19 protein-coding genes are annotated in these 24094 nt (G+C 45.4%); 5 read left to right on the top strand and 14 right to left on the bottom strand.

The window, feature by feature from the left end:
• Positions 1-29: 29 nt before the first annotated feature.
• The 3 genes from NDJ01_RS09950 to zipA all read right to left on the bottom strand — a co-directional run bounded on the left by NDJ01_RS09950 (position 30) and on the right by zipA (position 5009).
• Positions 30-1439, bottom strand: a complete 1410-nt coding sequence (locus NDJ01_RS09950) for a hypothetical protein (protein ID WP_006742721.1) — start codon at positions 1437-1439, stop codon at positions 30-32.
• Between the two features lie 510 nt (positions 1440-1949).
• The gene (gene ligA / locus NDJ01_RS09945; RefSeq protein ID WP_048626121.1) at positions 1950-3962 is read right to left on the bottom strand and encodes an NAD-dependent DNA ligase LigA; all 2013 of its coding nucleotides are present in this window, start codon (positions 3960-3962) and stop codon (positions 1950-1952) included.
• A gap of 90 nt (positions 3963-4052) precedes the next feature.
• A complete protein-coding gene (gene zipA, locus NDJ01_RS09940) occupies positions 4053-5009 on the bottom strand; it encodes a cell division protein ZipA (protein WP_258586644.1) in 957 nt (318 codons plus the stop codon).
• A 251-nt stretch (positions 5010-5260) separates the two neighbouring features.
• On the opposite strand from zipA, the gene cysZ reads away from it, so the two are divergent.
• The 5 genes from cysZ to crr all read left to right on the top strand — a co-directional run bounded on the left by cysZ (position 5261) and on the right by crr (position 10191).
• Positions 5261-6004: a sulfate transporter CysZ gene (cysZ, locus tag NDJ01_RS09935; RefSeq protein WP_031780324.1), complete on the top strand. Its 744-nt coding sequence runs from the start codon at positions 5261-5263 to the stop codon at positions 6002-6004.
• 164 nt (positions 6005-6168) lie between these two features.
• The gene (cysK, locus tag NDJ01_RS09930) at positions 6169-7137 is read left to right on the top strand and encodes a cysteine synthase A (protein WP_256965283.1); all 969 of its coding nucleotides are present in this window, start codon (positions 6169-6171) and stop codon (positions 7135-7137) included.
• 300 nt (positions 7138-7437) lie between these two features.
• Complete coding sequence (locus tag NDJ01_RS09925; RefSeq protein ID WP_005382043.1) at positions 7438-7695, top strand: HPr family phosphocarrier protein; 258 nt, start codon at positions 7438-7440, stop codon at positions 7693-7695.
• Positions 7696-7835: 140 nt separating this feature from the next.
• Positions 7836-9560 (top strand): phosphoenolpyruvate-protein phosphotransferase PtsI, encoded by a 1725-nt coding sequence (ptsI, locus tag NDJ01_RS09920; protein ID WP_005393100.1) that lies wholly within the window; start codon positions 7836-7838, stop codon positions 9558-9560.
• 121 nt (positions 9561-9681) lie between these two features.
• On the top strand, positions 9682-10191 hold the full coding sequence (gene crr, locus NDJ01_RS09915) for a PTS glucose transporter subunit IIA (protein WP_005382041.1): 510 nt from the start codon (positions 9682-9684) through the stop codon (positions 10189-10191).
• A gap of 80 nt (positions 10192-10271) precedes the next feature.
• On the opposite strand, the gene NDJ01_RS09910 is transcribed toward crr, so the two are convergent.
• From NDJ01_RS09910 to flgE, 11 genes are all read right to left on the bottom strand, one after another.
• Positions 10272-11396 (bottom strand): flagellin, encoded by a 1125-nt coding sequence (locus tag NDJ01_RS09910; protein WP_257889167.1) that lies wholly within the window; start codon positions 11394-11396, stop codon positions 10272-10274.
• Positions 11397-11513: 117 nt separating this feature from the next.
• Positions 11514-12647 carry a flagellin gene (locus NDJ01_RS09905; protein ID WP_005393103.1) on the bottom strand — a complete coding sequence of 378 codons (1134 nt, stop codon included), beginning with the start codon at positions 12645-12647 and terminating at the stop codon, positions 11514-11516.
• Positions 12648-13153: 506 nt separating this feature from the next.
• Positions 13154-14308, bottom strand: a complete 1155-nt coding sequence (locus NDJ01_RS09900; protein ID WP_006743025.1) for a flagellin — start codon at positions 14306-14308, stop codon at positions 13154-13156.
• A gap of 423 nt (positions 14309-14731) precedes the next feature.
• Positions 14732-15925 (bottom strand): flagellar hook-associated protein FlgL, encoded by a 1194-nt coding sequence (flgL, locus tag NDJ01_RS09895; RefSeq protein WP_005393113.1) that lies wholly within the window; start codon positions 15923-15925, stop codon positions 14732-14734.
• Between the two features lie 13 nt (positions 15926-15938).
• Positions 15939-17879 (bottom strand): flagellar hook-associated protein FlgK, encoded by a 1941-nt coding sequence (gene flgK / locus NDJ01_RS09890; protein ID WP_258430348.1) that lies wholly within the window; start codon positions 17877-17879, stop codon positions 15939-15941.
• A gap of 159 nt (positions 17880-18038) precedes the next feature.
• Positions 18039-18965, bottom strand: coding sequence for a flagellar assembly peptidoglycan hydrolase FlgJ (gene flgJ, locus NDJ01_RS09885; RefSeq protein ID WP_046874278.1), 927 nt, complete (start codon positions 18963-18965; stop codon positions 18039-18041).
• Between the two features lie 16 nt (positions 18966-18981).
• On the bottom strand, positions 18982-20073 hold the full coding sequence (locus NDJ01_RS09880) for a flagellar basal body P-ring protein FlgI (RefSeq protein ID WP_006743028.1): 1092 nt from the start codon (positions 20071-20073) through the stop codon (positions 18982-18984).
• 43 nt (positions 20074-20116) lie between these two features.
• On the bottom strand, positions 20117-20896 hold the full coding sequence (flgH, locus tag NDJ01_RS09875) for a flagellar basal body L-ring protein FlgH (RefSeq protein WP_006743029.1): 780 nt from the start codon (positions 20894-20896) through the stop codon (positions 20117-20119).
• A gap of 30 nt (positions 20897-20926) precedes the next feature.
• Positions 20927-21715: a flagellar basal-body rod protein FlgG gene (flgG, locus tag NDJ01_RS09870; protein ID WP_005382032.1), complete on the bottom strand. Its 789-nt coding sequence runs from the start codon at positions 21713-21715 to the stop codon at positions 20927-20929.
• Positions 21716-21733: 18 nt separating this feature from the next.
• Complete coding sequence (flgF, locus tag NDJ01_RS09865) at positions 21734-22483, bottom strand: flagellar basal-body rod protein FlgF (RefSeq protein WP_258586643.1); 750 nt, start codon at positions 22481-22483, stop codon at positions 21734-21736.
• Between the two features lie 289 nt (positions 22484-22772).
• Positions 22773-24086: a flagellar hook protein FlgE gene (gene flgE, locus NDJ01_RS09860; RefSeq protein WP_005393123.1), complete on the bottom strand. Its 1314-nt coding sequence runs from the start codon at positions 24084-24086 to the stop codon at positions 22773-22775.
• Between the last annotated feature and the right edge of the window lie 8 nt (positions 24087-24094).

Below are 24094 nucleotides of genomic sequence, written 5' to 3'. Positions count from 1 at the left end.
GCGGCTCCTTTTCATTATCTCACTAAGTATTAGTGGAAGCTGTAAGGGATAAGAACTTGTAGACGTAGGTCTGTTTCATCCGCATCACCAGCACCAGCGTACTCATCACGCTCTAGGATTGTACCGTGTAGACGGATCGTAGAACCTTTCAGTGCACCACTCTGTAGAGAGTAAGATACTGTCGCGTTAACTGCGTATTCACTTTCGTAATCCCAGTCACCTGATGCACCGCTTGCTGCAGAATCAGCTCCAGTACCGTAACCAAAGCCTAGGTAGTAGTTCCAGCCGTTACCTTGGTTGTAAGATAGACGGTTGTACCACGCTAGCTCACCCGCTTTGTTCCAGTCAGACAGTGCATCCCACCACTGAGACCAAGTACCGTTGTTCATACCGTAAGTATGAATTGTACGTGGAACGAAGTCAGCACGGTTGTCTGTGTCTGTGTAGCGTAGCTCAGACATCCAAGCTAGCTTGCCGAAAGATTGATTCAAAGATAGACCAGTGTGGAAACCTAGACCATCGTATTTCACATCATCGTCAACACCGTAGAAATCAAATGCTAGAGTTGTACGGTCACTCACAGTGTACTTCAAGTAAGCCTTGTAAGAAGTGTTGTCAGTTTCGTTGTGGTAGCTAGTTACTTGACCTGCACCCCAGTCGATACCATTTGCATATTGAACGCCAGTAGCTTGACCCAAACCAAGTTGCATAAACAAGCTGTCAGTTAGGTTACCGTTTAGGCCTAGAGAGTGTAGGTAGCTCCATGAAGTATCAGACCAAAGCGCTGGCGCGTAGTCATCTTCGTGAAGTAGCCAAGGTGCTGTAAATTGGTCTGCACCAAAGTAGCTTAGGTTGAAATCACCTAGTTTAGCGTTCAATTCGAAACCACGGTAAGTACCAGGTACGAAACTCCAAACGTTACCAATAGTACCGTTACCACCCGCTTGTAGCATACCAAAGCGCGCGTTGAAGCTTTCGTTTGCTTTGAACTTCAGTGCTGCTTTGTAAACTTTAAGCTGTTGACCATCACCTGCACCCCAGTCTAGGTTGTTACAAGTTGAAATTTCGTTACATAGGTAGCCTTCGTTTGAATTGTAAAGGCTATCGTTGTAAAGGTCGCCAGAATAGTAAGCCGCAACATCTGCACCAACCCAACCATCATGGTAGCCAGAAGTAAAGTCTAAAATTGCGTTGTAAGAAGAGTAGTTTAGACGACTCCAACGGTCACCGTTTTCACCGCCAGGCTTACCTGTTGTACGAGTACGAGAACGAGTATCAACTAGAAATAATGCATTAAGACTAGAGTCTTGCATAAATTCGTTCACTTTCTCTACGTACTCGCCACCTGCTGCACTTTCAGTAGACGCTGTAGCTGGAGCAACAGCAACAACACCAAACATTGCTGCGGTTAACGCTGAAACCTTAAAAAATTTGTCCATGGAAAAACTCCTAAAAATGGATATAGCTGTATTTTTTTATCTCACCTTTAGTTGGCCGCCGAAGGAGAGAAGTAAATTCCTGATCAAACCTCATTATTTCTAATTTGGCTTTTTTTAGTTCCTGCATACACACCGTGTATCCACGTGATTAAGACTAACTTCGCAGCTAAAAACATCCAAACGGAACTTATTTTTTTTCTAAAAAAATATGAGCCAGTCCAAAGTTCCATATAAGTTGTTGATCCAGATCTTACTTTTAACAACACTAACACAAAAAGACAGTTAAACATTAAATATCAACAGCTTAAATAACACCCTAGAATTCCAACTTGAAGTCACTCGCAGACTAAAGAAGTAAAAAACCTTAAAAATTCAATGGGAGATCTTGATCACTGAAAAGATAAAAAGCACAAATAACTCAATCAAAAAGCACTTAATTATGAGCAAGAAAAAGCCCCACATGCTTACTATGTGGGGCTTTTAGTTATTTTTTAGCTTTTTTGATAAGACTTAATTCATCAACTCGAGTAAGTCTTGTTCTGTTTTGATCTCGATACCCAGTTCTTGTGCCTTTGCCAACTTCGAACCTGCATTTTCACCAGCAAACAAAATATCCGTTTTCTTAGAAACACTACCTGTCACTTTTGCACCTAGGGATTGGAGGGCTTCTTTAGCCTCTGTGCGACCTAATTGAGAAAGTGTTCCTGTCAATACAACAGTCTTACCTTCTAACGGTAGCTCTCCTACCTGCTCAGTAGTATTAATCTCTGGCCAATGGATCCCTTGTTCAAGCAAATCTTTAACCACTGCTTGGTTCTGCTCTTCACTGAAGAAAGTCGTAATATGTTGAGCAACCACAGCACCGATGTCTTGCACTTCAATTAACTGCTGTTCGTTAGCATTTTGGATGGCTTCCAACGTTTTAAAGTGCATTGCTAGGTTTGCGGCGGTTGCCTCGCCAACTTCACGAATCCCAAGCGAATACAAAAAGCGAGGTAACGTTGTTTCTTTGGATTTTTCTAACGCATTCACAATATTCTGCGCAGACTTTGGCCCCATGCGATCTAATACCGTTAAAATCCCCGCAGATAACTTAAATAAGTCAGCAGGAGTTTTCACCATCTCACGGTCAACAAGTTGCTCGATCACTTTATCGCCTAGACCGTCAACGTCTAACGCTTTACGAGACACAAAGTGTTTTAGCGCTTGTTTACGTTGGGCTTGGCAAACTAAGCCACCCGTACAACGTGTTACCGCCTCTCCTTCGATCCGCTCAACATGCGAACCACAAACCGGACACTGAGTTGGGAAAATAATATCTCGCGCCGTTTCTGGTCGACGCTCTTTGATGACAGAAACGACTTGAGGAATAACGTCACCCGCTCGACGAATCACAACGTGATCACCGATCTTAACTTGCAGACGTTCTATCTCATCTGCGTTATGAAGCGTCGCATTACTTACCGTTACCCCGCCAACAAATACAGGCTCTAGTTTAGCAACAGGTGTAATCGCACCAGTACGACCGACTTGGAATTCCACCTCATTCAACGTCGTCATTTCTTCCTGAGCCGGGAATTTGTAGGCAATCGCCCAACGTGGAGCGCGAGCAACAAATCCAAGACGCTCTTGCACGGCAATATCGTCAATTTTAATAACGACACCATCGATCTCATAAGGAAGGGCATCACGACGCTGCAAGATATCTTGGTAGTAAGCTTTTACATCCGCCAAGCTTTCAACTCGCTTGGTCTCCGGGCACATTGGTAATCCCCAAGATTTAATTTGCAAGAAGCGTTCGTAGTGACTTGCCGCCAATTCAGCGCCTTGCACCACGCCTACACTGTATGCATAGAAGCTAAGCGGACGAGAAGCCGTAATGCGTGAATCCAATTGTCGTAAGCTACCTGCCGCAGCATTACGTGGATTAACAAAGATTTTTTCGCCTTTCTTCCTTGCTAATTCATTGAGCTTTTCAAACCCAGCTTTCGGCATAAAGACTTCACCACGAACTTCAAGACGATTTGGCCAGTCATTACCCCTGAGTTTTAAAGGAATGGCTTTAATCGTACGTACATTTTCTGTGATGTTCTCGCCAGTAGTGCCATCGCCTCGTGTTGCCGCCTGAACTAAAACACCGTTCTCATACAGTAAACTAACTGCGAGTCCATCCAGTTTCGGCTCACAACAGTATTCTTTCACACTCTGACTGCCCACCCGCTCTTGTGCTCGCTTATGGAAACTATCAAGTTCGCTGTCATCAAACGCATTATCAAGCGAAAGCATCGGTACTTCATGTGTCACTTGGCTAAACGCAGAGAGAGGTTGTCCACCGACACGTTGACTTGGTGAATCTACGGTAATTAAATCAGGGTTCTCAGCTTCAATATCCAGGAGCTCTCGCATTAAGCGGTCGTACTCGGCATCAGGGATCTCTGGGTTATCTTCCACGTAGTAACGCACAGCGTGGTAATGCAACGACTCTTTTAGTTCTTCTAATCGCTGAAGTACTGATTCAGACATAGTAAAGCCCCGTGTATTTTCAATCGGTGAGGTTGGGAAATCCAAGAAAAAGGGCTCCATCCGGAGCCCTATTATTATTTGCTGTTAAGATTATGCGTTAGCGGCATTAAACTCAACTATTTGACGTCGATAAGACGCTAAACGGTCTGGCGTCATTAAGTTACGCTGGTCATCAAGAACGTTGCCACCTAAATCATCAGCAATTTGCTGCGCAGTTCGGAGCATTAAGTTGAAGTTCTGTTCAGCCTCGCCATAACAAGGCAATGTCATGAAGAATGAAATACCCTTCGTTGTAAACTCAGCAGGATCAGCATGCTCAAACGTACCAGGGTGCATCATATTAGCGACGCTAAACAGCACTTTGCCGTTACCGGACAAGTCGACATGACGGTGGAAAATATCCATCTCGCCATAAATTAAGCCGTTTTGTTGCATACTCTCAAATAAAGCAGTACCAACAAATGGCTCTTCACCCGCACAGTGCACATTCAATACAATCACTTGCATTTCAGGTTCTGGCTTTGGCTCTTCCTTAGGCTCTGCAACGACAGGCTCACTAACCGTTTCGACTTGCTGTTCTTTCTCCGTAATATCAAACGCGGCGGGAATAGCTTCTTCTACCACAGCAGGCTGGAATGGCTCTTCAGCTACTGGTGCTTGAACGACAGGCTCAACGTCCTCTTCTTTATCTTTTTCTGCAACAAATGAAGGGATGTCATCCGGCTCCTGCTGCGTCTGTTTTACTTCAGATGGACCACCGAATAACGGGTCAGATTCAAACTTGTTGTCGAAAGAACTCGCCATCCCAAAATCTGGCTCTTTGCGATCTTTACGAATGATCTCAAAGTCATCTTCAGGAGCGGGAGCGAAGTCTCGTTCTTTCTCGACAAGATCATTTTTGTCTTCTTGGTCAACATCCAGCTTACCAAGTGGCTTGTTACCAAACTTTGCTTTGCCTTCTTTTTTACTGCTCCACAAACCATGAAACAGCAATGCCGCGATGGCTAATGCGCCAACAACAATGAGTACGAATCGCAATTCCTGCATTATTTACTCTCAATATACTTGTTTTTACTACTCGCAGTTCCTTGAGCAGCAACCCAAGTGCAATAAATCTGAATGATACGTTTACTTTACCAAAACTATATGTAGATTTAGAACAACTTAATGCAAGAAGTTCCGTTTTTTGTTGTGATTCTTGCCACGATTCCACTTAACAAGACGTCATTTGTCAGGGCATTGAAAGAAAAGCCCTCACAGGTACAATGAGTTTTCATTTACACGAAGCCAAAATAGACATGAAGCAAAACAATCAGCAGAGAACCGGATTCGGTTATTTTCTATACGGGATACAATTGGCACTTGCCCCTAAAATCAGACGCTTTGTCATCTTACCTCTACTTGCAAATATCTTGCTTGTGGGTGGTGCCATCTTCTATCTATTTTCAAACCTTAATATATGGATCGAAGACTGGATTGGGCAGCTGCCTGAGTTTTTATCCTGGTTAACTTACATTCTTTGGCCTTTACTCGCTCTGACGATACTCGCCACCTTCTCCTATTTTTTCAGCACGCTCGCGAACTTTATCGCCGCGCCATTCAATGGCCTCTTAGCTGAAAAAGTGGAAGAGTACTTAACGGGACAAAAAGTAAATGATGATGGTTTCACTGCCGTCCTGAAAGATGTTCCTCGCGTTTTAGCTCGTGAGTGGAGAAAGCTGCTTTACATCTTACCTAAAGCAATAGGCCTATTCCTGTTATTGCTCATCCCTGCCCTTGGACAAACAGTAGGCCCATTTTTATGGTTTATCTTTACCGCCTGGATGCTCGCGATTCAATATTGTGACTACCCGTTTGATAACCATAAAATCCCATTTAACGACATGCGTTACAAATTGAAACAAAAGCAAGGTAAGGCCTATGGCTTTGGGGTATTGGTGTCTGTGTTTACGACGATCCCAATTTTGAACCTCATTGTCATGCCTGTAGCAATATGTGGTGCAACCGCTATGTGGGTCGCGGAGTTTAAGCACCAACGATAGTCGACTAGAGATTAAGGAAAGGGATCTGCGCCAGCTTTTCCCTTTTCTTTTATCGAGTTCTGGGCCAACCTAATAAGATATAACTTTTTAATCCTTTTCCCTTTTTTTCATACCGCATATTCTTCTATCCATATTCACACAACGTGTAATGAAGGAACATCACTATGAGCAAAATCTACGAAGATAACTCTCTTACTATCGGTAATACACCTCTCGTTCGTCTAAACAAAGTAAGCAAAGGCAAAGTTCTCGCGAAAATTGAAGCGCGTAACCCTAGCTTCAGTGTTAAGTGCCGTATCGGTGCAAACATGATTTGGGAAGCAGAGAAAGCGGGGCTTCTTAAGCCAGGTGTAGAGCTTGTAGAACCTACCAGTGGTAACACAGGTGTTGCTCTAGCATTCGTAGCGGCCGCTCGCGGTTACAAGCTAACATTGACCATGCCTGAATCAATGAGCCTAGAACGCCGTAAGCTACTTAAAGCACTGGGCGCTAACCTTGAGCTGACTGAAGCGGCGAAAGGCATGAAAGGGGCGATTGCTAAAGCAGAAGAAATCGTAGCAAGCAACCCTGAGAAGTACCTACTTCTTCAACAATTTGACAACCCTGCGAACCCAGAGATCCACGAAAAGACTACGGGCCCTGAGATTTGGGAAGCGACAGACGGTGAAGTCGACGTATTCGTTGCTGGTGTTGGTACGGGCGGTACTATCACAGGTACAAGCCGTTACATCAAAGGTGAAAAAGGCAAAGCCATCACTTCTGTCGCAGTTGAGCCAGCAGAGTCTCCAGTTATTGCCCAAGCACTTGCTGGCGAAGAAATCCAACCTGCTCCGCACAAAATCCAAGGTATCGGTGCTGGTTTCATCCCAGGTAACCTCGATTTAGACATTATTGACCGCGTTGAACAAGTCACCTCAGAAGAAGCGATTGAGATGGCTCGTCGCCTAATGGAAGAGGAAGGTATTCTAGCTGGTATCTCATCCGGCGCGGCTGTTGTTGCAGCTAACCGACTTGCAGAACTCCCTGAATTTGAAGGAAAAACAATTGTAACCGTTCTACCAAGTTCAGGTGAGCGTTACCTAAGCACAGCACTCTTTGCAGGTATCTTTACCGAAAAAGAGAACCAACAATAATATGTGTTCAAATCAATTTTTAGTTTAAAAAAGCCCCGTTTAGGGGCTTTTTTGTTGATCCCTGCCCTACCTTTGGTAATATCAGGGCGTTTTATTTCTAGCTTCAAAATAAAGAAGCAGAACACAAAAAGGTTTCAAAGTGATTACGCACGCAAACAGTTGCGTAGTTACCAAACTTTTGACTAGTATCAGAACTGACGCGCTTTGAACTCTTCCCGTGCTAGCGCACAAGATGTAAAGCAGTTAAGCTAAAATCTAGTCACAAACTAACAAAAAAATACATTTATTGGGGTATATCACATGTACGAGAAGCAAGTAGAAATCACAGCAGAAAACGGCCTTCACACTCGTCCAGCTGCACAGTTTGTTAAAGAAGCAAAAGCATTCGACGCAGACATCACTGTGACTTCTAACGGTAAAAGCGCTAGCGCTAAGAGCCTATTCAAACTACAAACACTAGGCCTAGTAAAAGGTACTCAAGTAACTATTTCTGCTGAAGGCCCACAAGCTCAGCAAGCAGTTGACCACCTAGTTGCTCTAATGGACCAACTACACTAATCCGGTCTCCTACTCCAGAAGCCATTTTGTGAAAGCAAAATGGCTTCGTTGGAAATAGGCTCAAAACTAAGCTAAAACTATTCGTTAGCGCACCCATTATTCTCCCGTTTTATAAAGTTGACCAAACTTAAGGTAAGGCTATGATTTCAGGCATCCTAGCATCTCCTGGTATTGCAATCGGTAAAGCACTACTACTTCAAGAAGATGAAATTGTCCTAAACACAAACACTATTTCTGACGATCAAGTAGAAGCTGAAGTTCAGCGTTTCTTCGACGCTCGTAACAAATCTGCAGCTCAGCTAGAAACTATCAAGCAAAAAGCGCTTGAAACGTTTGGTGAAGAAAAAGAAGCGATCTTTGAAGGTCACATTATGCTTCTTGAAGACGAAGAGCTAGAAGAAGAGATCCTAGCACTTATCAAAAACGACAAGATGACTGCGGATCACGCTATCCACTCAGTTATCGAAGAGCAAGCATGTGCTCTTGAGTCACTAGATGACGAATACCTAAAAGAACGTGCAACTGACATCCGCGATATCGGTTCTCGTTTTGTGAAAAACGCACTGGGTATCAACATTGTTTCGCTTAGCGACATCAATGAAGAAGTTATCCTAGTTGCTTACGACCTAACACCATCTGAAACGGCACAGATTAACCTAGACTACGTTCTTGGTTTTGCTTGTGACATCGGCGGTCGTACATCTCACACTTCAATCATGGCTCGCTCTCTTGAGCTTCCAGCTATCGTTGGTACTAACGACATCACGAAAAAAGTTAAGAATGGCGATATGCTGATTCTTGACGCGATGAACAACAAGATTGTTGTTAACCCATCAGAAGCTGAACTAGAAGAAGCGAAAGCGGTTAAAGCGGCATTCCTAGCTGAAAAAGAAGAGCTAGCGAAACTGAAAGACCTGCACGCAGAAACGACTGACGGTCACCGTGTAGAAGTTTGCGGTAACATCGGTACAGTGAAAGACTGTGACGGTATCCTCCGTAACGGCGGTGAAGGTGTTGGTCTGTACCGTACTGAATTCCTATTTATGGACCGTACTGCACTTCCAACGGAAGAAGAACAGTACCAAGCGTACAAAGAAGTTGCAGAAGCAATGAACGGTCAAGCTGTGATCATCCGTACTATGGATATCGGCGGCGATAAAGATCTCCCATACATGGATCTTCCAAAAGAGATGAACCCATTCCTAGGCTGGCGCGCTGTACGTATCAGCCTGGATCGTCGTGAAATCCTTCGTGATCAGCTACGTGGCATCCTACGTGCGTCTGCACACGGTAAACTGCGTATCATGTTCCCAATGATCATCTCTGTCGAAGAAATCCGTGAGCTTAAGAAAGCGATCGAAGAGTACAAAGAAGAGCTACGCGCTGAAGGCCACGCATTCGACGAAAACATCGAAATCGGTGTTATGGTTGAAACTCCTGCTGCCGCTGCGATCGCACACCACTTAGCGAAAGAAGTATCTTTCTTCTCTATCGGTACAAACGACCTGACTCAGTACACGCTAGCGGTAGACCGTGGTAACGAGATGATCTCTCATCTTTACAACCCACTATCACCAGCAGTACTAACCGTGATCAAGCAAGTTATTGACGCTTCTCACGCAGAAGGTAAATGGACTGGTATGTGTGGTGAACTTGCAGGTGACGAGCGTGCAACGCTTCTACTTCTAGGTATGGGTCTGGACGAGTTCTCAATGAGCGGCATTTCAATCCCTAAAGTGAAGAAAGTAGTTCGTAACTCTAACTTCGCAGAAGTGAAAGCAATGGCTGAAGAAGCCCTTTCTTTACCAACAGCTGCAGAAATCGAAGCAGTGGTAGAAAAGTTTATTGCTGAGAAAGCTCAGTAATCGGTAGTACCAAGTAATTCAATACTTAATGGCCATTAGACGGCGAAAAAAGTCGTCTAATGCGCTATATTGGTATACTATAATTCGACAGAATAAAACCAAACCTTAGGAGCATGACACAATGGGTCTGTTTGACAAACTTAAGAAGCTTGTATCTGATGACAGCGCTGACGCTGGTGCTATCGAAATCATCGCGCCACTTTCTGGTGAGATTGTAAACATCGAAGACGTGCCAGATGTTGTTTTCGCTGAGAAAATCGTTGGTGACGGTATTGCTATCAAGCCAGCAGGCAACAAAATGGTAGCTCCTGTAAACGGTACTATCGGTAAGATCTTCGAAACTAACCACGCATTCTCTATCGAGTCTGACGACGGTGTTGAGCTTTTCGTTCACTTCGGTATCGACACAGTTGAACTAAAAGGCGAAGGCTTCACGCGTATCGCTGAAGAAGGTCAAACTGTTAAAGCTGGCGACACTGTAATTGAATTCGATCTAGCTCTTCTAGAAGAGAAAGCGAAGTCAACGCTAACTCCAGTTGTTATCTCTAACATGGACGAAATCAAAGAGCTGAACAAGCTTTCTGGTTCTGTGACTGTTGGTGAAACTCCAGTTCTACGTGTAACTAAGTAATTTTTACTTAGCCGAACACGAAAAAACGCTGCCATTGGCAGCGTTTTTTATTACCTGAAGTTTATGCTTTCTTACCAGATTCAACTGAGTAGACCAAGTGCCGAACTTGACCTTTGTTTTGCCTGAGCCAATAACGCAGTTGTCGCATCTTGGAGCACTTGAGAACGCACCATTTCCGTAGATTCTCTTGCGAAGTCTGTATCTCTTATTCGACTCTTGGATTCCGTAACACTCCGATTCACGGTATTTAAGTTATCCACCGAACCATTTACACGATTCTGAAAGCTGCCAATTTCACTTCGGTGCGAATCAACGTACTTGATCGCTGCATCAATCACCCCAATTGAAAGCTGCGCCTTACCAGCCGTCGACATATCGATGTCATCCATTGTGACTAATTGACCAGTGCTTAGATCAAGCTCATCCGCTAAACTGCCTTCTAACTCCACTCCTTCTGGCGTATTCATCGTAGAGGCAAAGAATTGCAGTTCATTGTTTTCCGTTACTGAGGCACTTACTACCGATTGTTGAGCATTGATGTAAGTGGCGACCTGTTCTATGCGATCACCCAATTTGAGCCCAATGGATTCCGTTTGGGTTTGCCCTTTACTGTCTTGGTATTCGACTTTTAGAGTTTGGTTATCTTTAGTGACTCGCCAATCTTTATCGACCGCATCACCAACATAATGCTGCCCTCCCATCTCTGGGATATGGCTACGCATATTACGTAACGTCAAAGAGATTGAATTAGCGTTCGCTCCAATATGGAAACTTTGTGAACCGTAAGATCCATCAAACAGGTTTTTATCCGCAAATGTTGTCGTGATCGCGACACGATCAAGCTCATCCTGCAGCGCTACGACCTCGTATTGGATGCTTTGTCGGTCACTGGTATCGTTACTACCATTTGCCGCTTGAAGCCCTAGAGAGCGTAACCGTTGCAAAATATCACTGCTCTCATGTAACGCGCCTTCCGCGGTTTGCGCGACCGAATAAGCATCGTGCGCATTTCTTAAGGCGACATCAAGCCCTCTCGTTTGCACATGGAGAGTATTGGATATCTGTAAACCTGCCGCATCATCACTCGCCGAGTTAATTCGAAAACCAGAAGTGAGGTTCCGTTGTGACTCGACGTTTTGCGCTGCCGCTTGACTCAGGTGTCTCTGCGCCACCATCGCGGCAACATTGGTATTTAAAGAGACCATCTAATCGATATGAGTGCCTTGTCGAACATCCTATTGGGACGCATCTAAATCGTTATAGCCGATAAGCAAAAAAGCCAGGGATGAGCCTGGCTTTTGTATCTTGTCTTATTAAGGTGATTAACCTAGCAGACTTAGCGCTGAGTTTGGCGCTTGTTTCGCTTGCGCAAGGATTGAGCTTGACGCTTGCGATAGAATTTGTGACTTGGTCATTTGAGTCGTTTCTTTCGCGAAGTCAGTATCTTTGATACGGCTCTTCGACGCGTTCACGTTCTCGTTGATGTTATCCAAGTTGCTGATTGCATGGTTGAAACGGTTCTGGAATGCACCCAGTTCTGCGCGGTGGCTGTCTACGTATTTCAGTGCCGCATCGATGATAGCGACAGATTCTTGTGCGCCACCAACTGAGGTTACGTCAATAGTATCTACCGTCACTTTTTTACCTTCGCCCAAACCTAGCTCGCCAGATAGGCCGCCTGAAAACTCGACTTCGCCTTCGACTTTGTTGTTGCCAGCAAAGATTTGCAGTTTACCATCTTGGTCTACTGATGCTTTCACTAGGTCAGTTTGACCGTTAATGTAAGTCGCAAGCTCTTCGATATCGTCACCCGCTTTTGCGCTGATGTTGATTTCTTGCTCTTGGCCGTAGCTGTCCGTTAGGTTGATTTTTAGGTCGTTCTTACCTTCAGCAACGTTCCAGTCTTTACCTTTACCACTTTCAGCTTGGTAGCTCACACCGCCCATCATTTTGTTGTCTGAACGCATGTCTTTTAGCTCAAGCATCACGGCTTCACCGTTATCCGCACCGATTTGGAACGATTTCGCGCCGTGTGTGCCGTTTAGTAGCTTGTTACCACCGAAAGACGTGGTTTCTGCGATACGGTTTAGTTCGTCATTTAGCGCGGTCACTTCTTCTTGAATCGCCACACGCTCTGATTTCGAGTTTGAGCCGTTTGCTGATTGTAGAGACAAGTCACGCATACGTTGAAGAATGTTAGTGGTCTCGTTCATTGCACCTTCAGCGGTTTGTGCAATTGAGATACCGTCGTTCGCGTTGCGAACCGCCACATCCAAACCACGGCTTTGTACGTTCAAACGGTTCGAGATTTGTAGACCCGCAGCGTCATCTTTTGCGCTGTTGATTTTGAACCCCGAAGACAAACGCTCCATAGAAGTTTGTTGAGCTGAGTTTGCGTTGTTTAGGTAACGCTGAGCCGTCATCGCTGATACGTTAGTGTTTACATTCACTGCCATGGTGATTTCTCCAATTGATTTTCCGGTGTAGCGGTTTCCGACGTCTCGGAAAACCAAGTAGTTCTCTCAAAGTTACCTCTATTAACGACACCAAATTCAGAAGCTTTAGAAAAAAATTTAAAAAAATAACATTGCGAGATTTAGCTAATAAAATTGAAGAAAAGTAAGAAAAAGTGCTCAAGTTTCCACAAATCGAGCCGAGAGGGCCAAATTGTATAGAAAATCAGCAAAAGGAAACAATTGAAGGTAAGTTCGCAGACGATAGACGTGAGAATTAGAAAAGAAAAAGCCCCTTTTCCTTTGAGAGAACTGGGGCTAGGTTGGTCGCCAGAGCCTATGTGGAGATCAAGAGAAATGAACACATTTCCGGCATACCGAGTGCAACTTTACATTGAAAATGATTGGCAGGTGAGAGATGAGAGAGCCGCTCATTCTATTGTAAAGTTGCTTGCCAAAAGCCTGCATTCCCATCCACGTCTGAATGTATTGAGTACAGGCTAAGTAAACTACTGCAATAGTGACATTGCAGAGTTTGGCAACTGTTTCGCTTGAGCAAGAATCGATGTACCTGCTTGTTGCAAAATTTGTGCTTTGGTCATTTGCGTGGTTTCTTTCGCAAAGTCCGTGTCTTTAATTCGGCTGTTCGACGCGTCAACGTTTTCTTGGATGTTTGCCAAGTTGTTGATGCTGTGGCTCAGACGGTTTTGCTTCGCACCCAGATCCGCACGTTGTGAATCCACGTATTTCAGTGCCGAATCCAGCACAGAGATAGCGTTTTGAGAACCTTGTACGGTTGTCATATCAATATCTTGTACTGATGTTCTAAGAGGTTCATCGCTCAAACCAAGCTCAGACGCCAATCCACCCGAAATTGAAATCTCACCCTGAACGTTTGGATGTGCAACAAAAACTTGTAACTTGCCATCTTCACTTACAGACGCGTTGATCATGTCAGACTGACCATTAATGTACGTAGCAAGCTCTTCGATGTCGTCACCTGCTTTTGCATTAATGTTGATTTCTAGATCATCGACATTGCCGTCTTCGTCTTCACCCATACCTGGCAAAGTGATTTTTAGGTCCGATTTAGCAGGGTCAACGCCCCAATCTTTATCTTTACCGTTTTCCGATAAGAAGGTCACACCGCCCATACGAGTATCGTCCGCACGAATGCTGGTTAGCCCCATGATCATTGCTTCACCTGAGCTCGCACCAATCTGGAATGCCGCTTCACCGAATGAGCCGTTCAATAGACGACGGCCACCAAATGACGTGGTTTCTGCAATACGGTTTAGCTCGTCAATCAATGCCATTGACTCTTCGTTGATCGCCTGACGCTCAGCCGGAGAGTTAGTACCGTTCGATGATTGAATAGCAAGGTCACGCATACGTTGCATGACAGATGTTGCCTCATTCATCGCACCTTCAGCGGTTTGGGCAATCGAGATACCATCGTTCGCGTTACGCATTGCGACATCTAGGCCACGAGACTGTGCAGTTAAGCGGTTAGAGATCTGTAGACCTGCCGCATCATCTTTTGCACTGTTAATCTTATGTCCTGAAGATAAGCGCTCCATCGACGTATTTAATTCGTCAGTCGCTTTGTTTAGGTAACGCTGCGCGGTCATCGCGGAGACGTTAGTACTAACTGTTACAGCCATTTTGCTCTCCTTTTGAGTTCGCAAGCTTTTGCGAAGCGGCCAGCTTTACTCTCATTTGGATAAGCACTGACCGTAAAAATTACTTGCTAAATCTGCCTTAAACGCAGGGTTTAGAATCTCGAAATCTGTTCTAATATTTTCAATACAATTTGTGTGCCAACTTACAAAATTTATTTCACTGCTTTTAAAAGAAGTAAATAAACAATAAGTTAGCGTTAGCACCAAACCATTTCAGGATAATGAGGCTCATCTTGTCTCATGTATATTGACCGCTACTCTGTTGCCGCCCGACTTGCCTCTTGCGTCATTGCCGCTTTGGGTAAAATCGTGCCGCATAGCATGACTCTCAATTTACGTCGATTTATCGCACTTAAGGCTTTGCACATAAGGCATCAAAAATCAGACAGTGTGTCTTAAGTCAGACTAAATATAGTTAAACAACGTTAGATCTTTGGTCTTACCGAATGCTTGTTGCGATGCCTGTAACGCTCGTGAGTTTTCACTGAACTCGATAACGGCTTTAGAGTAATCCAAATCCTCAAAGTTGCTCTTCGCTTTCGCCAGAGACAAATTAAAGTCTTCGTGGTTTTGCTCTTGGATATCGAGCGTGCTCAATCGAGCGCCAGCATCAGTACGCGCTTTATTCAAATGGATAAAAGCAGCGTGAAATTCTTCTGTCATTTGGTGCAATTTGGCGGTCGCCGACGTATCCGACACCGATTTATCTGACCACGCCATTGCATCCTTGAAGGTATCGAAAATGCTGAACTCTGCCCGCTTTTCGATCTCGATGCTGTCGCCAGGCGTAATTTGACCTTTTACGTGCACTTTCAGGCCTTTGTACTCAATGCCTTTTTCTGGAGAAAACTCATCGGCATCCACGACTTTACCGTTACGCTCTAGTTGGTAACCAAATTTGCCGTTGTTCATATCGACAAATGTCACGCGATACGCCGCATCATCCTTCGTATCAACGTTAGTGGCTCTGTTTAATAGCAACTCAGAACCGTTTTGTAGATCGTAATTCGGCTGATAATCGCCAAATGGGTTTGGTATCTCCATAAACAGCTTGCTGCCAGGATCGTTCATTGGCATCTCAAGCATGCTGGAGACTTTCATTTTGCGCTGGTAATCGTCTCCAGCGTACTGAACACTACCGTCTTTATCGCGATAGAATGGTTGGCTTTTGGGCTTAGTGCCCGCAAACACGTAGTTACCAGATTCATCTTGCGAGTTCACTAAGTTAAGGAAGTTGTTCGCAATCTCTTCTAGCTCACGCTTCTTTGCTTGTCGGTCTTCCGCAGAAAACGCACCGTTAATCATCTCCATCGTTAAGCGCTTCGACTCGTCGGCAAAATTCTCTGCATTGGCGATATTAACTTCGTGGTTTTCTAGACGATTACGCACCAACACTATCGAGCTAAGATATTGTTGTAGCTGTTCTTGTTGCTGACTAATATTTTGAATGTAATGCGACGCAAGGGGATCGTCGCTAGGTTTCAGTAACTTTTTCCCTGAAGCAAGTTGCTCTTGGTTATGGTGAACCTTATTCTCTTGACGACGCAAATCATTTTGTACGGACTGATAGTTATGGAAACTAGAAATTCGGGTTAGCACTTATCTCTTCTCCTTACCTCAGTTGTAAAATGGTATTGAAGGTGTCATTCGCCGCTTGCATCACACGTGATGAAGCCATGTACGCTTGTTGAAACTTCATCATGTTGGCGGCTTCTTCATCGAGGTTAACGCCAGAAATAGAAGCAACGCGCTCTTGTGCCGCCTCATGCTCTAAGCGAGCGACGGAGGCTAATCGGTTTGCTGTAGAAGATTTCAATCCGACTTCGGTATTGAGGTTGTGATAAACATCAATCAAAGTACTGGATTTTCCGTCCATCATCTTATCTGTTTGGATCTTCTGCATTTTTCTCAAGTTGCCATTACCACCTTCCGAAGGCACCAAGTTCGCGGTGAACTTGTCATTCATCAGCGCACCTTCGCTCAACTCAAACACGGTTGCATCGCCGTTTTTATACAGCGGATGACTTTTCGGCACTGAGATTTCAATCATCGGGTTATCTTTGTCTAGCGGGTATGAGTATTTGTCCGATAGCAAATTGCCTTTGTTGTCCGTGATCTTTAACCACGGCTTATCATGTTTCTCGTCGGCTGGTTGTACGGTGACCTCAAACTCTTTGACATCCCCCGCCTCACGAATTTTGAACTTGGCGTTACCTTGAGCAAAAGTGGTTGAAGCTTCATAACTTTGCGCGGCAATGGCTTTTGCATCGTTGGTTTCCATCTTGATGATGGCTGCGCCACTTCGTGTTGGGCGCAACAATACGCGCTCACCAGCGGCAAGACCTTCACCAATTTGCACTTTCATACCATCCAGAACAAACGAAGAATCCGATTGATCAATGTTCAACGACATTTGCTCACCTTTCGGTGTTGTCACGCTATATTGGTCGCCATCATAACGTAGCGAATATTCACCACCTTTGATCGCTGAAATATCATCAATGTAAACCGCAACATCAGCTTGAGAGTCAGGCGCAGCAAAAACTCGAGATTTTGCCACCAGCTCAGAGTTCACGTCGGTAAATACGTCTTTACCTATCTTACCGTTAAGATCCAGACCTTGAGATTGCAGCTGATTAATTTTGTAGGAAAATCCCGTCGCTAAACGGCCCATTTCATCCTGAAGTTGTGGAATGTGTTTGTCGCGCATTTCAAGCAAGGCACCGATTTTGCCATCCATGTCGTCAGACTTGATCGCTTTAATGCCATCTCCTTCCACCATCGCTAATCGTCTCTGGTGAACATCAGGATAGCCGTCAATCATTTTGAGCTGGCTTGCTTCCGTGCCCGAAACTAGCGTGTGTCCATTGCCAATATGAACATTAAACCCTTCGGCATTTTTGCGTGGGGTTACGGTTACTTTGGTGTACTCAGATAGCTCAGTAACCAGCTTTTCATGCTGGTCCATCAAATCATTGTGTGGACCGGGTGTGCGCATCATTAACCGATGCACATCGCGGATTTCCAACGCAAGTTGGTTCACGCGTTCAATGCCCATATCCAATTTTTTATTGGTCACATCAGATTGCAATCGCACGGTTTCATGGAAGTCATTTAATGTATCAGAGAAGATTTTCGCCTTTTCCAATACCACTTTCCGTGCCCCCAAATCGTTCGGGGTATCTGCCATGGTTTTGACCGCATCGAACCACTCGTTCAAGTTCTCTGGAATTTTCTTCGATGCAACTGAGCTCAACATGCTAGAGAGCATATCAAGATTGTCTTGGTTATCCGTTTTGTTGGCGTTGTTGGTTGACGACAAGTTCAGTTCATTCACGGCAAACTGATCCCACGAGCGGCGAACATTTTCCACATGCACACCCATGCCGTAGGTAGAACCACCAAACATGCGCGGATCATTCGTACCTTGGATAACAGACTGGCGGCTATAACCCTCTGTATTAACATTAGAAATGTTATGACCAGTGGTGTTTAATTGTCTCTGAGCAGTAAGCACACTTTGAGTACCTACATTCAGAAGATCTGACGCCATACATGCCCCCAAAAACGAAATAAAATCGGCAAAACCGATCACCTAGACACATCAAAGCAAAAGGTGTGCCAAATAAAATAGAGGTGTGAATGTTCAGAAAAAGTAAAGGCTTGCACTGTGGCAAGCCTTCGAAAACAACATGAACTGGCGAAGAGTAAATTACATACTTTCGATTTTCTGCTTCACCTGCAGGACTTTGTCTGCGTAATTCGGATCGGTCGCGTAACCTGCGCTGTGGATGCCGCGAATGAAGGACTCTGAATTCCCTCGCTGTTGCAATGCCGTCTCGTAACGTGGGTTGTCATTTAAAAAGCGCACAAAGTCATTAAAGCTGTCTTCGTAATTTGAGTAGGCGCGAAACGCTGCCGTCTCTTTCACTGGCGTATTATCGTGGAACTCTAGCGTTTGAGTCGTCACTTTGTCACCCTGCCAGCTTCGATCTGCTTTGATGTTAAATAAGTTGTTGCTGCTGCCACGCGCGTTCTTCACGACCTTTTGTCCCCACCCGGTTTCCAAAGCCGCTTGCGCAAGTAGCAGAGATGGCTCTACACCTAGGGCTTTAGCGGCTTTCTCCGCGTATGGCTTCATCGAGTTAACAAAAGATTCTGGCGAATCGAATCGAGTTGGTTCATTGCTTGGTCGAGATAGCTGACCAGATTCAATCAAGCGCTGTTCAATCTCACGCGCTTTTTTCGGGTCAACACGACGATATTCCACGGCATTATTTGCCGCATCACGCATTGCCGTTTCACTCTTGTCGTTACCTTGTCCAGCCGTTAATTGCTTAACAATCATATCGGCCAAGCCCATTGAACCAGACGAACTGAGCTCACTCGCCATCTGCTCATCGAGCATTTGTCGATAGAACTTCTCGTTCTGGCTGTTCATCATGTTGGACTCAAAGCCCTCATTGGCTTCTCGCATGGATTTCAACATCATGGAGGTGAAAATAGATTCGAACTGACGAGCTGCTGCACGCAGTGCTTCTTGCTCGCCATCTTTACCTTCCTTCACTGCTTTTTGACGCAAGGTATCCAGCGAACTGATGTCATGAATAAAACCAATGTCGTTAGGATTGTTCATTATACCTACCTCCTAACCATTAAATGATGATCAACTGGCCTTCAATGGCACCAGCTTGTTTCAATGCTTGCAAGATAGCCATCAAATCCGACGGCGCTGCGCCGACTTGATTCACTGCACGGACCAAATCATCCAACGTTAAGCCTGGCTCAAACTTAAACATCTTGCCCTGCTCTTCGCTGACTTCGATATCCGAGTCTGGCACGACAACGGTTTGCCCACCAGAAAAGCCGTTAGGTTGGCTAACATTCAGGTTTTCTTTGATTGCGACCGTCATTCCGCCATGGGTTACCGCAGCAGGTTTAAGGCGAACATGTTTACCAACTACGATGGTACCCGTACGAGAGTTAACGATGATTTTGGCTGCGCCATCTGCTGGGTCGAACTCTAGGTTTTCAATTGCCGATAAGAACGCCACACGCTGGCTGACATCACGAGGGGCACGTACACGCACCGACGTCGCGTCTACTGCACTCGCCATTTGTGGGCCAAGGAAGTTGTTTACCGCATCCGCCATACGTTGAGCCGTTGTGAAATCTGACTCAAGCAAGTTGAACGTGATGTAATCACCACGACCAAATGGGTTTGGAATTTCGCGCTCTACTGTCGCACCACTAGAGATAAGACCAACGGTTGGATTGTTACCTACGATTTTGGAACCGTCAGCACCTTCAGCACTGAAACCGCTCACCACTAAGTTACCTTGAGCAACCGCGTAAACTTGACCATCGAGACCTTTGAGGAACGTTTGCAGTAGCGTACCACCACGCAAACTTTTGGCACTACCGATAGAAGAGACTGTCACGTCTACTTGCTGACCTGGTTTAGAAAATGGCGGCAACTCTGCCGTTACCATGACTGCGGCAACGTTTTTTATTTTCGGCTTTGTGCCCGGCGGCATCTGAATGCCGAAGTTTTGCAACATGGCGGCGAAACTTTGCTCCGTAAACGGGTTCGCTTCGCCTGTGCCAGGTAAGCCTGAAACCAAACCATAACCCACGAGTTGGTTGCTTCGTACACCAGCCACTTGCGCGACGTCTTTGATACGTGCAGCTTGGGCAGCGGTAGAAAACAGAGCAACGCTCATCAGTATTAAAAGGAGTTTTTTCATGCTTACTTATCTCTTGCAGTCAAATTGCCGTCAGCACGGCGTGTTATAGCGCTACATTAAAGAATCGTGCCAAGAAACCCGGCTCTTGCATATCTTGTTGTACACCGGTGCCAGAATACTGAATTCTTGCGTTAGAAACGCGGTTTGATGCAATAGTATTGTCGAAACTAATGTCATCCGGACGAATAGTGCCGCTTAAACGTATGTACTCATCACCCGTATTAAGCGTCATCCATTTTTCTCCACGGATAACGAGGTTGCCATTTGCCAGAACTTCAATCACCTCAACAGTAATGTAACCACTGATGCTGTTACTCTGCTTAGCAGAAGAGTCACCCGCAAATGAGTTTGAGTTATTTAAGTCATAAGAGAAATTGTATTTGCCACCAATTTGCAGCTCTTCTCCGCCCACTTGAAGCGGGTCCATTTGCGCTTCATTGGTTTTCGATAAATCGGCATTGGCGCTTTTCGTGGCGCTGGTAGTCTCATCCAGTGTCACGGTAATAATGTCGCCAATACCACGTGGCTTGGAATCGTCGTAAAGATCGGTAATGTGCTCGGCGCTAAACAGTGAACCTGTTGCAGCAGCATAATGCTCAGGTTTCTTTTTCGGATGAATAGGAGCCCATGCAGGATCACCCGCAACCGGATCGCTTCTGCCACGCAGTGTATCCACGATACCGCTGCTCTCTTCTTTCGATTTATCGCCTTCTACCGCGTCAACCACCGTCGTTGCTTGTGTCACTTCATCCGTTTCAATCGGCTCTAACATGGCACAACCCGACATCGTGGCAATCAAAGCAAGTAGACAAATACGTTTCATCGTGAGCTCCTCAATTCTTGCTCTTAACCGTTATAACTGCTGGTTAACGAAGCTCATCATCTTATCGACTGACGAGATCACTTTTGAGTTCATTTCGTAAACGCGCTGGGCTTCGATCATGTTGACCAACTCTTCCGTTACATTCACGTTAGACGCTTCCAGCATAGATTGACGGATTTCACCCAAACCGTCCAAACCAGGAACACCTTCTTGTGGATCGCCACTGGCACCCGTTGGTAAGTAAAGGTTCTGGCCAATTGGCTCTAGGCCACCTGGGTTAACAAAGTCTGTAATGGTTAGCTGACCAACGACTTGGTTGTCTTGCTGACCACGGACGCGAACCGATACTTCACCATCCGTACCGACAGTGATAGAAATCGCATCTTCTGGAATCACAATTTCAGGTTCTACAGGGTAGCCAGAACCCGACGTGACTAACGTGCCTTCACCATTTAACGTGAACTGACCGTTACGGGTGTAACCGATGTTGCCATCCGGCAACGTCACTTGGAAGAAGCCGTCGCCTTCAACCATCATGTCCAGTGCGTTGGTCGTTGTCTGCGCATTACCATGCGTGTGCACTTTTTGCGTCGCAACCACTTTAGAACCCGCACCTAGCATCAAGCCACTCGGAAGCTCAGTGTTCTGAGATGATTGGCCGCCAGGCTGGTTGATGTTCTGATAGAACAAATCTTCGAATACCGCACGGCTCTTTTTGTAGCCCACAGTAGAGGCGTTCGCCAAGTTGTTCGAAATCGTGGCAATGTTGGTTTGTTGGGCGTCTAGACCTGTTTTACTTACCCATAGTGCTGGATGCATAGTGAACCTCTAACTCTGTTAACTCATACGAAGCAGTGAATCTGAAGATTTATCCATCTCTTCAGCAGTGCTCATCATCTTGACTTGCATTTCAAACTGACGCTGTAAGTCAATCAATGCGGTCATTTCACCTACGGCATTCACGTTACTGCCTTCAATCGCTCCTGTCTGGAGGCTAACACTAGCGTCTGCTTCGTAAGGTTGGTTTGGAGTTTTATGGCGAAATAAGCCATTGGTGTCTTTAAATAAGCTTTGATCATTAGGCTTAACAAGCTTAATGCGATCAACCGCTTGGAATTCTTCCGCCGGGGCACCTTGAGGAAGCACAGAGATGGTGCCATCACGACCGATTTCAATTTTGGAGAGAGGAATAGGCAAAGTAATCGGCGCATCGTTTTCACCCAGCACCAAATGGCCACTTGCGTTAGTAAGCATGCCATTTTGATCGACTTTTAGGTTACCGTTACGGGTCAACCCTTCTTTACCCGTGTGATCGAGTACCGATATCCAGCCGCTGCCTTCAATAGTCACATCCAGATCACGCCCTGTTGTAATCACACTACCTTGAGCAAAGTTATGCCCTGGACGCTCTGTCATGCTGAACACACGTGAAGGATGGCCTTCACCATAAGCCTGCATTGAGCGAGCCTGTGCTAAATCCGCACGAAACCCTGTCGTGCTTACGTTAGCCAAGTTATTAGCACGCAATTGTAGTGCCTGCATATTTTGCTTGGCCCCACTCATTGCGAGAAACAGTACGCGATCCATAAATTACTCCAAAAACTTCTCTGTACACGGAGTAAAAGCAATAGTTATGCCAACACAAAATGAGCTTATTTATCAAACGCTTAAATAAGAAACAAAAGATTAAGAGGGGTTTCAGTGGCAGAAAACTGCAACAAGGGGCAAGGTTTTGATCCACATGGCGGCAACGGCGGCAAATCAGAGATCAAAGCATGCTTAACCTGAACTGAGGTATTTTCAGGCTAAGCATCAGATGAATGTCATGATGTTATCAAGCCAAGTGGCGAAAGCTCGCCTAACTTGATGATGCAGATTATCGGATCTGCAGGATATTTTGTTGTAGCTGGTTGTGCACTTCTAGCGAACGTGAGTTTGCTTGGAAGTTACGCTGAGCAGAAATCAGGTCCACCAGCTCCTGCGTCATATCAATGTTTGACTGTTCCAGCATACCGTTGTTGATGGTGCCGAAAGAGCCTTTGTTAGATTCACCCCAAATCTTGTCACCAGAGAACTGAGTTGAATCCCATTGCGTACCGCCCTTCTTATCCAGACCTTGCTCGTTTGGAACACGTACTAGCGCGACACGACCCAATGTGACGTTTTCACCGTTTGAGTAAGTCCCCATTACGCTGCCGTTTTCATCGAAGTCAACCTTGGTTAGGAAGCCCGTTGTTGCACCGTCTTCATCGAACTTAGTCAGTTCGAACGGAGCAGCAAACTGTGTTGCCGAGCCTAAACCGAAGTTAAGCGTCTGCGCAGGATCGGCACCATTCATATCGACTGGTGTCGTGTTCGTCGCCGGATCGCCCAGTGCCACAGACGTAATTGGCTGACCATTGTTCAAGCTCGCCAACGTACCATCGTTGTTGAACTTCATGGTATGCCCCACATGGCCTGTTGGCGTTTGTGCATCACCTGCCGCAACGTTTAAAGGCTTTTCACCTTCTTTATCTGTCACGGTGTAGTAAGTGTTCCACGTGTTTGGCTGAGTCTGATCTTTCAAGTAGTACGTCGTTAGCTTGTAAGACTGACCCATCGAGTCATAAATAGTCGAAGAGGTTGAACGGTTGTATGTATCTGGGTCTGAAAAATCAAACTGAGTTGGATCTTTCAAATCGCCGTTAGCTGGCAAGTTCACGCCCACTTCAATGTTTGCTGTTTGCTTTGGCTTACCAAATTCAGCAGGAATATTGATAGGTTGTGGCTCGTATGAAGAAACCTCACCAGAGCTTGGATCCACTTGGTAACCTAATAAGAACTCATCGTTCGCGGTCACCATGTAGTTTTCTTTATTTAAATGGAATGCACCATTACGTGTCAGTTCATTCTGTTGTGGAGTCAGACGCTCCTTCGCCACGGCGAAGAAACCTGTACCCGAAACACGCAGATCCATTGGGTTGTTGGTGTAAATGCTTGAGCCTTCATGGAACTGCTGCGCCACTTGGCTTGCTTGCGCACCACCACCCGGCGTGGTTTTTGCGTTAGTAAATAAAGAGTTAGAGTAAACATCAGCAAACTCAGCACGGGACTCTTTAAAGCCGTACGTGTTGGCGTTCGCAATGTTGTTACTGGTGGTGTTCAAATCCAGTTGGGCGGCGGACAAACCGCTTAAAGATACATATGACATTCCAAAAT

The sequence above is a fragment of the Vibrio sp. HS-50-1 genome, assembly GCF_024747315.1.
Classification (GTDB): domain Bacteria; phylum Pseudomonadota; class Gammaproteobacteria; order Enterobacterales; family Vibrionaceae; genus Vibrio; species Vibrio diabolicus.
Note: the sequence above shows the minus strand (reverse complement) of the source record. Positions and strands in the feature narration are given on the sequence as shown.